This window comes from Nocardiopsis exhalans (assembly GCF_024134545.1).
Lineage (GTDB): Bacteria > Actinomycetota > Actinomycetes > Streptosporangiales > Streptosporangiaceae > Nocardiopsis > Nocardiopsis exhalans.
The window spans coordinates 3,442,847-3,457,520 of sequence record NZ_CP099837.1; the positions used below are offsets into that span (position 1 = coordinate 3,442,847).

The following is a 14,674-nucleotide window of genomic DNA, read 5'->3' on the forward strand; positions in this document are numbered from 1 at the left end:
GGCGCCCCGCTTAGCAGGGCATTTATCAGGAAACAACGGTGAACACGAGAACAGGAGGTAGCGATCATGAGTGTGCTCGGACAGATGCTGTACGCCCACCCCGACGATCCGGAGGGAGTGGGGGAGAAGGTGCGGGCGGCGGTGGAGGCCTGCGGGCTCTGCGCTCAGGTCTGCGTGGTGTGCGCGGACGCCTGCATGCGGGAGGGCGAGGTGGCCGAACTGGTCTCCTGCGCCCGTTCCGACCTCGACTGCGCCGACGTCTGTGAGACCACCCAGCGTGTGCTCGTGCGGCGGACCGCCGAGGAGGATGGTTTCGTCACGTCGGTTCTGGAGGCGTGTGCCCAGGCCTGTGACAGGTGCGCCGCGGAGTGCGAGGAACACGCGCAGGCCCACGAGCACTGCCGGGTCTGCGCCCAGGTGTGCCGCGAGTGCGCCCGTGCCTGCCGGGATCTGGTTCTCGCCCTCGTCTGAGGAAGGCGTGGCGGAGTTGAAGGGGCGGCCGGGAGCGGGGCACACCAGCACTCGTCCGTACCGCCCCTTACGCCGACGCGGGGTCGCGGCCGCCGTGTCCCGAACACACTGATCCGGTGCTCGTCCGTGCCGGTCAGGCGGCGCGCCAGCGGAAGCGGTCGTCCTCCGCCGTGGTGGTGCACCGCATCAGCGTGCCGTTGTTCGTGTGGCCGTACTGCCAGTGCTGTGAGCAGAACGCCCCCGGGTGCACGCCCTGCACGGGAGCCGGGGCGGGTTCGGGATCGGGCTCGGGGGCGGGTTCCGGCTCGGGGGCCGGAGCGGGCTCGGGTTCCGGATCGGGTTCAGGCTCGGGCTCGGGCTCCGGCTCGGGTGTGGGGCTGGGGTCACCGATCTGCTCGGGGCAGTCCGTGTCGTCGGAGACGACGAAGAGCTCCACTTCGAGGGTGTCGGAGAACGGTGCCGTCTTCTCGCCCCTGCCGGGGGACTGCCCGCACACGGTGTCCCCGGCGGCGTCCGCCGGGTCCGGGGCGTCCACATCCCCGAAGGCGCTCTCGACCGCCACCCTCAGGCCCGCGGCATCGATCCATTCGCCGGCCTCGTCGACGGTCCCGTCGGTGAACTCCGGCAGCTCGGGCCACTCCTCGGCGGCCTCACCGTCCTCGGGGCAGTCCACACCCTCGGGCACCACGGCCAGTTCGGCCGCTTCCTCCGTCACGTCCTGACCGCACACGACCATCGCCGAGCGGGTCCACTCCACGTCCTCGCCAGTCGCGGCGAGTACCAGGTCCCCGAGCTCGAGGTCGGCTTCGGCCACCAGCTCCTGAGCCTTCGGCAGGCGCAGCCCCACCAGTTCGAGCTCCGGTTCCGCCGAGGGGGACTCAGACACGGACACGGCCACGGATCCCTCGTCCGGCGGTGGGGAAGGTAGGAGCAACCCGAGGATGACCAGCCCGAAGAACCCGAAGAAGGCCAGGGAGGCACAGCCACCGCAGCCCAGCCCGATCTTGGCCAGCGGGGACAGCTTCCTACTGGGTTCCGGGGGCGGACCCGGTACATGCGGAGGAAGGGACAAGGGTGCTCCGTCTCAGGTCAAGGGGAGGGCGGAGCGGGCGCCGATCACCGTGCCGCACGGTGCGGCGCATCAGCACCATAGCGAGGCCGGGGTCTCGGCTCGACCTGAATGACCGAATTCGACGGTCCTGAACACGCAGAGTGAGAGTTCGGTGCGGCGGCCCCGGTAGCCGATGCCACGTTCGTGGTTCGGTGGGTGTCGTACAGCAGGGCAATCCTCGCGTCCTCGGCCAAATTACGGAGAGCCATGACTGTCGCCTAGGTGCTGATGACCCTTTCGCGATCGCCGCATGAAGCGCGGGCAGCCGGGGCGGTCGTCGGGGCCCGAGCAGGTGGACGCCACGGTTCGTGGCGGCGACCACCAGGGCGCACAGGGTGCGCTCACGAGCCCTTGCGTCTGGCCGCTCGTGTCTGAGAGGGCTTCCGCTCCGGGGCCGTCGGATCAGTCTTCCGTGGAGTGCCGGTTCACGGCGGCCGCGCGGTCCTCGCGGCGGCGCATGGCCATGTCGGACAGGATCGCCAGGCCGAAGGCGATCACCATCGCGGCGATGACCGCCAGCGCGGTCAGCGCGATGCCGAAGGAGTCGGGGTCGATCACAGGGGTTCTCCAGGTGCAGAGGGGGTGCGCCTACATGCACACCGTAATAGGCGTTAACTTTCAAACCCAGTGTTAGCTTAAGTGAACTGTGTCATACCCAGATGTCGAAAAGGGTCACGGTACCGCTCGGGATGCTGTTGGCGAATCCGCAGCGTTGGGGGCTGTGTGGAGCCGGGGGCCTGGGTAGAGCCGGGGGCTTGGGGCCTGTGTTTCGGGTTGCGGTTCCCCCGTTTCCCGCCGCTTGATGGTTGCCGTCTGCGCTGCGCGCGTCAAGGTCGTTCGTCCTCGCTTCGCTGCGGGCGCTCCACCTTGACCCGCTTCGCTGCGACGGCGGTTGGCGGCTGTCGGGAAACGGGGGAGGTGTGGTCCGGGGTGGCCAACGGCCCCCAAGGGGCCCAACGGCAACTACCTCGGCCTTCGGCCGGTGCCCTCCCCAGTCCGGAGCGCAACGCCTGGCCGTGTCGCGGCCGGTCATTCGCCCGGACGGAAAAGCGGCAGCGAGGGTTGGGTTCAGCGCTGTGGTGTTGGCCCTGAGGAAGCCGGGGTGTCCGTAACCCGCGCCTGGGGTTGTCCGCTGCTTCCGAAACCCCCTCATCCCCGGTGATCTTGCTACCAGAAGCAAGTTCGGCGCTGATTTCGCTTCTGGTAGCAAGATCATCTTTGAAACAGGGTCCGAAACCGTGCCCGAGGGCTCGGAGGGCCGCTGGTGGTGTTCGCCGGCACGCATGACCGGCCGCGACACGCGACCCGATCCGCGCAGGGGTGGGGAGGGCACCGGCCGAAGGCCGAGGTGGTTGCCGTTGGGCCCCTGGGGGCCCGTCTACCACCCCGGACCACTCCTCCCCCGTTTCCCGACAGCCGCCAACCGCCGTCGTAGCGAAGCGGGTCAAGGTGGAGCGCCCGCAGCGAAGCGAGGACGAACGACCTTGACGCGCGCAGCGCAGACGGCAACCATCAAGCGGCGGGAAACGGGGGAACCGCAACCCGAAACACAGGCCCCGCCCAGGCCCCACTCCGGAATTAACCAACAGAATCCCGCTCGGCAGTGGGGCCGGGCCCTCTGGGTCGGAGCGGGCCTACAGAATCGAACCCGGGGTGTAGGCGGCGGCCTCGGGACGGGCGGAGGTGATCTCCCCGATCCGGGACACCACCGAGTCGACCTGGTCGGCGGCGGCACCGGTGAAGGTGATCCGGTCGGCCAGCAGCGCGTCCAGGGCGGCGCGGTCCAGCGGGAAGCGCTCGTCGGCGGCCAGCCGGTCCAGCAGCTGGTTGCCCACGCCCTCCTGCCGCATGGCCAGGGCCGAGCCCACCGCGTGCTCCTTGATGAGCTCGTGCGCGGTCTCGCGGCCCACACCGGCCCGCACCGCGGCCATCAGCATCTTCGTGGTGGCCAGGAACGGCAGGTAGCGGTCCAGCTCCGCCGAGATCACCGCGGGGAAGGCACCGAACTCGTCCAGCACCGTCAGCATGGTCTCCACCAGGCCGTCGAAGGCGAAGAACGCGTCCGGTAGCGCCACCCGGCGCACGACCGAGCACGACACGTCGCCCTCGTTCCACTGGTCGCCCGCCAGCTCACCGGTCATCGACGCGTAACCGCGCAGGATCACGGTGAGACCGTTGACCCGCTCGCACGAACGCGTGTTCATCTTGTGCGGCATCGCGGACGAACCGACCTGGCCCTCGGCGAAGCCCTCGGTGACCAGCTCGTGCCCGGCCATCAGGCGGATCGTCTTGGCCAGCGAGGACGGCCCGGCGGCCAGCTGCACCAGGGCGGTGAGCACCTCGAAGTCCAACGAACGCGGGTACACCTGGCCCACACTGGTGAACCGGTGCTCGAAGCCCAGGTGGGCGGCGACCTCGTTCTCCAGGGTGTTCAGTGCCGCGCGGTCACCGCCGAGCAGGTCCAGCATGTCCTGGGCGGTGCCCACCGGGCCCTTGATCCCGCGCAGCGGGTACCGGGCGATCAGCTCCTCCAGGCGGCCGTGGGCCACCAGCACCTCGTCGGCGATCGACGCGAACCGCTTACCCAGCGTCGTGGCCTGCGCGGCCACGTTGTGGGAACGGCCCGCCATGACCGTCTCGCCGTACTCGGCGGACAGGCGGCCGAGCCGGGCCAGCAGAGCCACCACGCGCTCGCGCACCAGCAGCAGGCTGTCGCGGACCTGGAGCTGCTCGACGTTCTCGGTCAGGTCGCGCGAGGTCATGCCCTTGTGCACGTGCTCGTGCCCGGCGAGGGCGTTGAACTCCTCGATCCGGGCCTTGACGTCGTGCCGGGTGACTCGCTCGCGCTCGGCGATGGAGGACAGGTCGACCTGCTCGAGGACCTTCTCGTAGTCCTCCACCACACCGTCCGGGACGTCCACGCCCAGACGCGCCTGCGCACGCAGTACAGCCAGCCACAGCCGCCGTTCGGCGACCACCTTGTATTCGGGGGACCACAGCCGGGTCAGCTCCGCGGACGCGTAGCGGGCGGCCAGGACATCGGGGATCACAGGTTTCGCGCTCACGTCGTGTCACTCTATCGCCCTGAGCTGGGGCGGGTGCGCACAGGTCCGCCCCCAGCGCCCGGGTAGGGCCGTCCCTACCGTGAACCGGCGGGCCCGGCGGATGTCCCCGCCCGGGGACGGCGTCCTAGCGTTGGGCCCATGAACACGCGGAACGTCCACAGAAGAGCACCGAGTACTCTGCTCAAGGCTCTCGCCAGCCCCAGATACCTGCTCTCGGCCTGGCCCTGGCGGTCTCTGGCCTATGTACTGACCACCCTGCTGGTCGGGGGCGCCCTGTTCCTCGTGGCGATACCCGTGTACATGCCCTGGACCTTCTTCGTCTCGATGATCGGGACCGGGACCTCGACCGGCGAACTCACCTTCGCGTTTCTCTCCGGCCTGTTCATGGTGCTCTGTTTCGCCCCGCTCGTGGCCATCCCGCTGGGTGCCCTGGAACGCCGCCGCCTGTACCTGGTGATGCCCGGTGAGAACGGCAGCGGACACCGTATGCCGCCGCCCGGCCTGTGGGGCTGGATCCGCACGCGTTACGCCGAGGCCGCGACCTGGCGCGAGGTCGCCTACGCCGCGGTCATGTTCCCGCTCGTCGGGGTCGCCTTCCTGGTGACGTTCACCTTGGCCAGCGTCACCGTCGCCCTGGCGGTCACCCCCCTCATCCTGCTCAACGAGAACGAGACCGCCATCGCCATGGCCTGGACCACCCTCACCACCCCGCTCGAAGCACTGCCCTACGCCCTGCTCTCCCCGCTGGTGGTGGCCCTGCTCCTCTACAGCTGCGGGGCCATGTCCTACGGCCACGGCGTCATCGCCCGCGCCCTCCTGGTCGGCCCGCCCAAGGAGGAGCTGCGGGCCGAACTCGACCAGGTCACCGAGTCACGGGCCCGCCTGGTCAACGCCTTCGAGTACGAGCGCCGCAGGATCGAACGCGACCTGCACGACGGCGCCCAACAGCGGCTCGTGGCGCTCAGCATGGACCTGGGCATGGCCCGTATCGAACTGGAGGAGGGTTCCCCGGCCGACCGCAGGGTCGTCGCCGCCCAGGCCAAGGCCGACGAGCTCATCGACGAGATCCGCGAGCTGGTGCGCGGCATCCACCCGCGCGTGCTCACCGACCGCGGACTGCACAACGCGCTCCAGGAGCTTGCCGACCACTGCCCGGTCCCGGTCACCGTCGAGACCGCGATCCCGTACCGGTTGCCCCCGCACGTGGAGGGCACCGCCTACTTCGTGGTCGCCGAGGCGCTGACCAACGTCTACAAGCACGCCGAGGCCACCGCCGTGACCGTCCGCGCGCACCTGGCCTCCGGCGACGTCCGGTCGGTCGGGGCCGTCCAGGGGGCCGCTACGGCCACCCTCACGGTGGAGGTCACCGATGACGGGGTGGGCGGGGCCGACGCCGACCGGGGCAGCGGGCTGACCGGACTCGGTGACCGGGTGGCCGTGATGGGCGGCACAATGGGGCTCACGAGCCCAGAAGGCGGGCCGACCCGAATCCGAGTGGAGCTGCCGTGCGGACCGATTCCAGCGGACCCGACGCCGTGACCCCCGTACCGACCGTGCTCGCGGAGGACGGCGTTCTGCTGCGCGAAGGTCTGGTGGGTGTCCTGGAGCGCTTCGGCTTCCCCGTGGTCGCCGCGGTCGAGGACGGCGAGGCCCTGGTCGGGGCGGTCACCGAGCACCGGCCCGGTCTGGTCGTCACCGACATCCGGATGCCCCCGGACTTCACCGACGAGGGGCTGCGCGCCGCGGTCCGGCTGCGTCAGGAGAACCCCGGGCTGGCCGTGGTGGCGCTCAGCCAGTACGTGGAACTCAGCTACGCCACCGACCTGCTCGACTCCGGTGACGGCAAGGGTGTGGGCTACCTGCTCAAACAGCGGGTGGGCGACGTCCGTGAGTTCGCCTCGGTGCTGCGCAGGGTCGTGGAGGGCGCGACCTTCGTGGACCCCGAAGTCGTCCGGCAGCTGCTGCGCCGCAGCTCCGACCCGCTGGAACGGCTGACCGCCAGGGAACGCCAGGTACTGGAACTGATGGCGGAGGGCCACTCCAACGGCGCCATCGCCCGCAAGCTGGTGGTCAGCGACGCGGCGGTGGGCAAGCACGTGGGCAACATCCTGGCCAAGCTCGACCTGCCGCCCGACGACGACATCCATCGCCGCGTCCAGGCGGTCCTGGCCTACCTGCGCACCCAGAGCAACTGACCCGGACCGGTCGGCCCGCGCCTACCGGCCTCCCCGGTCAGTGCACCCAGGTCACGCGGCCTGGGCCGACCGGACAGCCGGGCCCGGGCGCCTGCCCGTTCTCCGGCGTCTCCGGTGGCGCCGCGTCTCCCGTGGGTCTACCGGTCCATGCTCCACTCGACGATGACCGCGGGTTCGTCGCCCTCCACCCAGGCGTCGTGGCCGGGCGGGATGAACGCCACCTGGCCGGGCCCGACCCGCTGCTCCTCGCCGTCCGCGGTCCGGAACGCCAGCGTGCCCTCCATACCCAGGCAGGTGTGGGTGCGCATGCACAGGTCGGTACCGGCTTCGGCGCCCCTGTGCTCGGACCAGCGCCAACCCGGCTCCAGGGTCATCCGGTTGAGGAACTGCCCGGCCAGGCGCACGGCCTCGGTGTGCCCGTGGTCGAACTCCACGCGGGCGTCGGTGGTCGCGAAGTCGACCACCCGGGGCGTGTCCGGGGCCTCCTCGTCCCATGCCTGGACGGTCGACTGGTGGGTGATCCGGCCGTCGGTCAGGTCCAGCATGGTCATGCTCATGACCGTGAGGCCGTCCGGGTAGGTACAGCGCTCCGTGTAGGCGGCGTGGTCGCCCTCCATGACGCACTGGAGGATCTCGTGGTCGGTGTCCATCGAGTACACCTGTCGCATGTAGTACTCGATGGAGTCGCGCCCGTGGATGACGGTGGGCATGCTGGGCGGGGTACGGCGGTCGACGGTCTCGATGTCGGCGTCGTCGGCGAACTGGCTGATGAGGGTGTCGGTGTCACCCTCCTCCAGGGCTCGCCGGAAGGTAGCGAGGTCGAAACCGGTTCCGCTGCTCGTGGTGGCCATGGTGCGGACTCCTTCCGCGAAGAACGGGAAACCTGCGAGGGAGAGGACCGCCGCTGGGAACGGGGCGATCTGCTTCCCACCCTCCACCCGCACCAGCTCAGGGTTCGCTCAAGCGCGGGTCACGGATCGGTGTGCCCGACCCGGCCGGCCCGCTGACCGGCCCGGCCACCCCGCCGGCCGACCCGGCGGATCGACCCGGGGGAGCGGACGTATCGTGGAAGTGCTCTGCCACAAGGTTTCTCGTCACACGGTTTTCTTGCAACACGGTGCGAAACCCGGGCGAACCCCCGCCCGGCCCCCACGCAACCCCGGAGGAGACAGGATGCAGCCGACGGTCGCGGCCCCCGAGAGCGTCACCTGGAGAGTGCATCTGGACCGTTCGATGTGGGTGGCGGGCGTGCGCGCCCTGATGCTCCAGGCACTGCACCCGATCGCCATGCAGGGAGTCTGGCAGCGCTCCGACTTTCGAACCGACCCCACCGGCCGCCTGCTGCGCACCGCCCACTTCGTGGCGGTGACCACCTACGGCAGTCTGTCCGAGGCCGACACCCTCGGCGAGCACATCCGCCGCGTCCACCGCTCCCTGAGCTTCACCGACCCCGCCACCGGCAGGCTCCACCGGGTCGACCAGCACGACCTGCTCGTGTGGGTGCACTGCGCCGAGGTCACCTCCTACCTGGAGACCTGCCACCGAGCGGGGCTCGAACTCAGCACCGTCGACCTCGACCGCTACCTCGACGAACAGGCGCACACCGCCACCTACGTCGGTCTGGACCCGAGCGACGTTCCCCGCAACGTCGCCGACATGCGCCGCTACCTCGCCAAGGTCCGACCGAGCCTGAGCGTGACCCCCGAGGCCCGCCAGGCGGTGCGCTTCCTGCTCTGGCCCAAGGTCCCCGAACAACTCGCCTGGCTGGCCCCGCTCAAACCGCTCTGGTTCCCGGTGGGCGCACTGTCCTACGCCACCCTGCCCGCCTGGGCGCGCCGCGCCTACGGCATGCTCCCGGAGCTCCCCGGAGCGGACCCCGTGGCCACCGCGGGCCTGCGGGCACTGCGCTCAGGGCTCAACCGGGTCCCCGAGCGCTACTACAACCTGATCTTCGACGAGGCCACGGTACGCAGCGCGGACGAGGCCAGAGAGCGGCTCCTGGCAGCCGGATACCAGGTGGAGAACGGATTCCGCGCCCTGCGGTCCCGCACCACCTTCCGCTCCCCGGACGCCCCCGCCCAGCGGGTCCCCGTCGAGGCCTGAGCGCCACCCGCAACAGTCGGGGCGGGCGGGAATCCCCGCCCGCCCCGACTCGGCGGTCAGCGCCGATCCAGCGGTCCAGCTATTTCATCGCCTTGTTGGGCGTGGAAACCTGGTCTTTCAGGACCGAGGTCCCTTTACCGGTCCAGGACGCGGCGCAGGGCGGCCAGGGCCAGTTCGGCACGGTCCAGGCGGGCGTTGTGGCCCATCAGGCCGATGCGCCACACCGTCGCCGCGTAGGGGCCCACGCCCGCGCCGATCTCCAGGCCGTATTCGCGCAGCAGCCGCTCGCGTACCTTGCCCGAGTCCACGCCCTCCGGCACGCGCACCGACGTCAGCTGCGACAGACGGTGGCCCTCGGCGGCGAACAGCTCCAGGCCCATCTCCAGCAGTCCTTCGCGCAGCCGCGCACCAGCCGCCTCGTGGCGGGCCGCCACGGCCTCCAGGCCCTCCTCCTCGATCCGGGCCAGACCCGCGTCCAGGGAAGCCACCATCGCGGTCGGCGCGGTGTGGTGGTAGGCGCGCCCGCCCGGGCCGCCGCGCACGTAGGCGCCCAGGAGGCCGAGGTCGACATACCACACGGGCGGGGCCTGCACCCGGCGCTCCCAGGCCCGCTCGGAGAAGGTGAAGGGCGCCAGCCCCGGGGCCACGCCCAGGCACTTCTGCGTGCCGGAGTAGGCGATGTCCACCTCCCACTCGTCCAGGGCCATCGGCATGCCGCCCAGGGAGGTGACGCAGTCGGCCAGCAACAGGGTGTCGTCCGAACGCTCCCGCAAGGCGCGGCCCAGGGCTCCGATGTCGCTGACCACGCCGGTGGAGGTCTCCGCGTGCACCGCCGCCACGATCCTCGGCGCGGGGTGGGCGTCCAGGACGCGCTGGACGTCCACGGGCCGGCCCCACTCGTGGTCCACCCGGACCACCTCGGCGCCGTAACGCCCGGCCACCTCGCACATCCGCTCGCCGAACAGCCCGTTCACGGCCACGACCACCACGTCGCCGTCGCGAACGGTGTTGGCGAAGGCGGTCTCCATCCCGAGGGAACCGGTGCCGGACAGCGGCAGTGTGAGCGGGTTCTCGGTGCCCCACAGGGAACGCAGTCGCCCGCAGGCGCGTTCCAGCAGGGTGATGAATTCGGGGTCCAGATGACCCAGCAGGGGAGCTGCCAGACCCAGAGTCGCCTCCGGGTACGGATTGCTCGGGCCCGGGCCCAACAGGGTGCGTTCGCTGACTGACATGCTCGAACACTAGCCGGAACGCCGTGACTCCACCGAAACGGGGGTGTCATCTGCGTGAAGCTCCCACCCCGGTGCGCGACTCGGCGGGGTCCGTGACGGGCCGTAGTATTCCCGCGGACCAACGGACGGGAAGCGTGTGAGAGGGACACCGATGACCGAGACCAACACCAGGGCGGATGCCGGAACGGGCACCCGCGGAGCGGGCGGTGCCGGCATGCACAACGGTGACGTGCGCATGCTGCGGGTGGCCCACGACGATCCCCGGGTGGCGGGCCTGCTCGCCGGGCTCCTGGAGGAGTACACCGAGCGTTACGGGGCCGAGGGGGCCGCCAACGAGCTCAGCCGCTACCCGGTCACCGAGTTCGTCGCCCCGCACGGATGCCTGGTCCTGGCCGAACTCGACGGCGAGGTCGTCGCCGGCGGAGCTCTGCGCCCCTACCGCAAGGACCGGGTCGGCCAGGCCGACACCGTCGAGTTCAAACGCATCTGGACCTCCGCCCGGCACCGGCGGCGCGGCCTTGGACGGCAGATCATGACCGCCCTCGAAGAGGCCGCGCGCGACCTCGGATACACCCGGGTCATGCTGTTCACCGGACCCTCCCAGCCCGAGGCGGTCGCCCTGTACGAGCGGATCGGCTACCGGTGGGTGGACCCGACCACCGTCGAGGACCTCCCCTACCCCAAGGCGATCCCCTTCGCCCACGACCTGGGGGACTGAGCGGCGCAGCCGGACCGGTCCCTGCGGCCCCTGGCCTGGCCGCAGCGGTCTGAGCGGGGCTGGCAGACCGGAGCCGCCTGGCCGCGGTCGCCTGGCCGGAGTTACCTGGTCAGGGGCCCGTGCGGGCCCGATCCTAGTGGGGCGCACGTTATGGGCAGCGCTATGTCCGGGGAGCGGACAGGGGTACGAACACACCCGTACGATGAAGGACAGGGCCAGGCCGCAGGACACCGGCCCGGCCCACGGCCGCCACCCGCGGCCAGAGCATCCCGCACCCTTTCGACCAATTCTGGAGAGTCACAACGTGAGCGAGCAGCAGCGTCCCGAGGCCGAGGCGAACGCCCCCGTGTTCAGTCCACGAAAGAACGGCCAGGCGCAGTCGGTCTCCGACGAGCTCGCCGCGTGGATGACCACCGGCTGGGCCGACACCGAGCTGCGTGACCTGGAGCCGATCGAGCAGGCCGAGCACACCGCCCGCCGCCGCGCCGCGCTCAGCGCCGCCTTCCCCGGCGACCGCCTGGTCATCCCGTCCGGTCAGCTCCTGACCCGCTCCAACGACACCGAGTACCCCTTCCGGGCCGCCACCAACTACGCCTACCTGACCGGTGACACCACCGACGGCAACTGCCTGGTGCTCACCCCCCGGGCCGACGGCGGCCACGACGTGGTCCTCTACCTCAAACCGCGCTCCAACCGCGACAACGGCGAGTTCTGGCTCGGCGGCTACGGCGAGCTGTGGACCGGCCGCCGCAACAGCCTCGGCGAGGCCTCCGACCTGCTCGGCGTGCCCACCGCCGACGTGCGCACCCTGCCCGGGGCCCTGCGCGCCGACGCCTCGGGCACCACCCGTATCGTGCGCGGCCACGACGCCGAGCTCGACGCCCTGGTGGACGAGCTGCGCGCCGACGCCGACGACCAGGCCCGCGCCAAGTCCGCTCAGCTGGACGAGGACCTCGGCGTCGCCCTGGCCGACCACCGCCTGGTCAAGGACGAGTGGGAGATCGCCCAGCTCCAGCTGGCCGTGGACGCCACCGTGCGCGGATTCGGTGACGTGGCCAAGGCTCTGCCGCAGGCCAAGGACACCTCCGAGCGTTTCGTGGAGGGCACGTTCTTCCTGCGCGCCCGGGTGGAGGGCAACGACGTCGGCTACGGCACCATCGCCGCCTCCGGCCCCAACGCCACCACTCTGCACTGGACCCGCAACGACGGCCCGGTCCGCGACGGCGACCTGCTCCTGCTGGACGCCGGAGTGGAGACCACCACCCTCTACACCGCCGACGTCACCCGCACCATGCCGGTCTCGGGTACTTTCACCGACATCCAGCGCAAGGTCTACGACCTGGTGTACAAGGCGCAGGAGGCCGGAATCGCGGCCGTGGCCCCGGGTCGGCCCTTCAGGGCCTTCCACGAGGCCTCCCAGCGCGCGCTCGCCGAGGGCCTGGTCGAGTGGGGCCTGCTGGAGGGCCCGGTCGACCGCGTCCTGGAGCTGGGCCTGCAGCGCCGCTACACGCTGCACGGCACCGGTCACATGCTCGGCCTGGACGTGCACGACTGCGCGGTCTCCCGCCAGGAGGTGCACCTGTACGGCGAGCTCAAGCCGGGCATGGTGCTCACCGTCGAGCCGGGCCTGTACTTCCAGCCCGACGACCTCACCGTCCCCGAGGAGCTGCGCGGCATCGGCGTGCGCATCGAGGACGACGTCCTGGTCACCGAGGAGGGCCGCACGGTCATGTCGGCCGGTCTGCCGCGTTCGGCCGCCGACGTCGAGGCCTGGCTGGCCGAGCGCCTTCCGCGCTGACCGGCCGACCGGCCGACCGGTCGCATCGAGTGTCGCCGGGCTGCTTTCCCCTCGTGGGGAGGCGGCCCGTCGGCACCCGTCCGTCGCGAGGGCGACCCCGGTGCCGCCCGGTGTGCGGAGCCGGGTCCCGCCCCTCAAGCGAAGCGCACGAACGAACGCAACGGCGGGGCGTGGTCGTGGACCTCCACGAACCCCAGGCTCTCGTAGAAGGTGCGTTGCCGGTCCTCGTCATCGGTGACCAGCACCCGCTGGCGTACCCCGGCGTACCCCGTGAACAGCTCGTCCAGCAACTGGCGGCCCACCCCGCGGCGCTGCTCGTCCGGGTGTACCAGCACGTCCTGGAGGTAGACGATCGTGGCGCCGTCGGAGATCGACCGGGCCAGACCCACGAGCGCACCCTCCCGTCGGGCGCTCACCAGCCGGTGCGACCCGGCCAGTGCCCGCAGGAGCACCTCCGGGGACTCGGTATAGGCGCTCCACCCCACCGACCGGTACAGGGCGAGCACCTCCTCGCGCTCCAGCTCGTCCGCCGCACACACCGTCACCCGGAACTCCGACACGCGCACACCCCTGTCGCCGTTGACCTCTGTCCGGGGAGTCTGCCACGCCGAACCCGTTCTTGGTGAGCCCCCGCGGGTCCCGGTTTTTCCTCTCGGATCCCTCCCTGTTCTCTCCCCGGAGCGAACCGGACAGCTGACGAAAGAAGCGCTTTCCCCGGGCATGCCGACCGGTTTCGGATAATGTCGCAGGTCACGGAAACGGTAGGAAGCGTTGCACACCGCGCCGGTCCGGCCGACGGCCCGCCCGATCCGGGGGCGGCCCGTTCCGCCACCCGCTACGGTTTTCGTGGCGACAGTACGTACGGAAGATTCGGCAGAACCGGGGGAGGTCCACTCGTGCGCGCGGAACGGCTGTGGCGCAGGGGGTTGAGGTTTCCGCGCCTGTTCCTGGCGGACCGGACGGTCCTCGTGCACGGCGACGTCGACCCCAATCCGGACCCCAGGAAGTCGCGTTACGAGGCCCGGGCCTTCGACACCCGATCGCTGCGCCCGCTCGGCACGGCCTTCGAAGTTCAGGGTCCGGTCAACCTGGCACGGTCGCCCGAAGGGGAGGGGTGGCCGGACACGGTGCTGGTCCAGGCCTCGCGTCGCTCGGTGAGCGTGCGCGACCCGCGTACCGGCAGTCCCCTGCTGGAGACCGACCTGGCCGAACCGGGGGAGCTGTGGCCCGACGACGTCGCGCTGCGCGTCCTGGACAAGGAGGCGGTCGTCTTCCTCTTCGGTGAGGACGGAGACGGCGGCACCCGATGGTGGGCGGTGGACCCGCACACCGGGGCGACCGTGCCCGACCTCGCCGACTCCCGCCCGGGCCACGAAGCCCGTGGCGAGCGCATGTCCTTCGCCGGTGACTTCCTGGTCGCCCCCGGCCAGGACCCGGGTTTCGACCCGGTCGTCCTCGCCGACTACGAACACCCCCGCGAACGCGTGTACCGGCTGGAGGACAGCGAGTACCTCGGCGAGGTGGAGAGCCACGCCGACTCCGAGACCGTGGCCGCCCGGGTCGGCGGCCGCTCGCTGCTGGCGGTGGCCGGTCGCATCCACTCCCTGCCCGACCTGGAACTGGTCGCCGAGCTCGGCGGCCCGCGCACCCTGGTCTCCCTGGTGGAGTGGGACGGCGAGGCCGTCGCCGTCTACCAGGAGGAGGACGCCCGCCCCGGCGGTCTGGGTTCCTGGTACCTGGACCGGCTGCGTGTGCGCTACCTGGACCGGCCCGGCCAGCCCGTCGCCGAGATCCCCGATACCTGGCCGGGCGAGCTGGAGGACCTGGTCGCGGCCCCGGACCGGGTGGTCGTCCTGGCCACCACGGAGGGCGTGTACGCGCTGCACGTGACCGTCTGAGGCGGTCAGGGCGGGGCGCCGGAACGGGAACGGAACCGGTTCGGTGCTGAGCGGCCCTGGACGCCGGGGGGGGCGGAGGACGG

The 14,674-nt window shown here is 71.1% G+C and carries 12 protein-coding genes and 1 pseudogene; 7 read left to right on the plus strand and 6 right to left on the minus strand.

What is annotated here, in order from left to right; translation table 11 throughout:
* The first annotated feature begins 66 nt into the window (after positions 1-66).
* Positions 67-471: a four-helix bundle copper-binding protein gene (locus NE857_RS15115; protein ID WP_184362604.1), complete on the plus strand. Its 405-nt coding sequence runs from the start codon at positions 67-69 to the stop codon at positions 469-471.
* A 133-nt stretch (positions 472-604) separates the two neighbouring features.
* Here the strand turns inward: NE857_RS15115 and NE857_RS15120 are convergent, their stop codons facing one another.
* The 3 genes from NE857_RS15120 to purB form a co-directional block, all read right to left on the minus strand.
* Positions 605-1,543, minus strand: coding sequence for a serine/threonine kinase (locus NE857_RS15120; protein ID WP_254421569.1), 939 nt, complete (start codon positions 1,541-1,543; stop codon positions 605-607).
* Between the two features lie 441 nt (positions 1,544-1,984).
* Positions 1,985-2,140 (minus strand): hypothetical protein, encoded by a 156-nt coding sequence (locus tag NE857_RS15125; RefSeq protein WP_254421570.1) that lies wholly within the window; start codon positions 2,138-2,140, stop codon positions 1,985-1,987.
* A gap of 1,076 nt (positions 2,141-3,216) precedes the next feature.
* Complete coding sequence (gene purB / locus NE857_RS15130) at positions 3,217-4,647, minus strand: adenylosuccinate lyase (RefSeq protein WP_254421571.1); 1,431 nt, start codon at positions 4,645-4,647, stop codon at positions 3,217-3,219.
* 138 nt (positions 4,648-4,785) lie between these two features.
* Between purB and NE857_RS15135 the strand changes: the two genes are divergently transcribed.
* Together NE857_RS15135 and NE857_RS15140 are read left to right on the plus strand one after the other, a co-directional pair.
* Entirely contained in the window at positions 4,786-6,186 is a 1,401-nt protein-coding gene (locus NE857_RS15135) for a sensor histidine kinase (protein ID WP_254421572.1), read from the plus strand.
* Positions 6,153-6,842, plus strand: coding sequence for a response regulator (locus NE857_RS15140; RefSeq protein WP_254421573.1), 690 nt, complete (start codon positions 6,153-6,155; stop codon positions 6,840-6,842). The genes NE857_RS15135 and NE857_RS15140 overlap by 34 nt, the downstream gene beginning before the upstream one ends.
* Positions 6,843-6,979: 137 nt before the next feature.
* On the opposite strand, the gene NE857_RS15145 is transcribed toward NE857_RS15140, so the two are convergent.
* Positions 6,980-7,693, minus strand: a complete 714-nt coding sequence (locus tag NE857_RS15145; protein ID WP_254421574.1) for a nuclear transport factor 2 family protein — start codon at positions 7,691-7,693, stop codon at positions 6,980-6,982.
* Positions 7,694-8,015: 322 nt separating this feature from the next.
* Here NE857_RS15145 and NE857_RS15150 point away from each other — a divergent pair, with 322 nt between their 5' ends.
* Complete coding sequence (locus NE857_RS15150; protein ID WP_254421575.1) at positions 8,016-8,945, plus strand: oxygenase MpaB family protein; 930 nt, start codon at positions 8,016-8,018, stop codon at positions 8,943-8,945.
* 134 nt (positions 8,946-9,079) lie between these two features.
* Here NE857_RS15150 and NE857_RS15155 read toward each other — a convergent pair whose 3' ends face one another.
* Complete coding sequence (locus tag NE857_RS15155) at positions 9,080-10,177, minus strand: pyridoxal-phosphate-dependent aminotransferase family protein (RefSeq protein WP_254421576.1); 1,098 nt, start codon at positions 10,175-10,177, stop codon at positions 9,080-9,082.
* A gap of 151 nt (positions 10,178-10,328) precedes the next feature.
* Here NE857_RS15155 and NE857_RS15160 point away from each other — a divergent pair, with 151 nt between their 5' ends.
* Together NE857_RS15160 and NE857_RS15165 are read left to right on the plus strand one after the other, a co-directional pair.
* A complete protein-coding gene (locus NE857_RS15160; RefSeq protein ID WP_254421577.1) occupies positions 10,329-10,895 on the plus strand; it encodes a GNAT family N-acetyltransferase in 567 nt (188 codons plus the stop codon).
* 304 nt (positions 10,896-11,199) lie between these two features.
* On the plus strand, positions 11,200-12,693 hold the full coding sequence (locus tag NE857_RS15165) for an aminopeptidase P family protein (RefSeq protein ID WP_254421578.1): 1,494 nt from the start codon (positions 11,200-11,202) through the stop codon (positions 12,691-12,693).
* A gap of 236 nt (positions 12,694-12,929) precedes the next feature.
* Here the strand turns inward: NE857_RS15165 and NE857_RS15170 are convergent.
* Positions 12,930-13,415, minus strand: a pseudogene (locus NE857_RS15170) (GNAT family N-acetyltransferase); the annotation flags it as partial.
* A gap of 174 nt (positions 13,416-13,589) precedes the next feature.
* Here NE857_RS15170 and NE857_RS15175 point away from each other — a divergent pair.
* Positions 13,590-14,591, plus strand: a complete 1,002-nt coding sequence (locus NE857_RS15175; RefSeq protein WP_254421580.1) for a hypothetical protein — start codon at positions 13,590-13,592, stop codon at positions 14,589-14,591.
* The last annotated feature ends 83 nt before the right edge of the window (positions 14,592-14,674 follow it).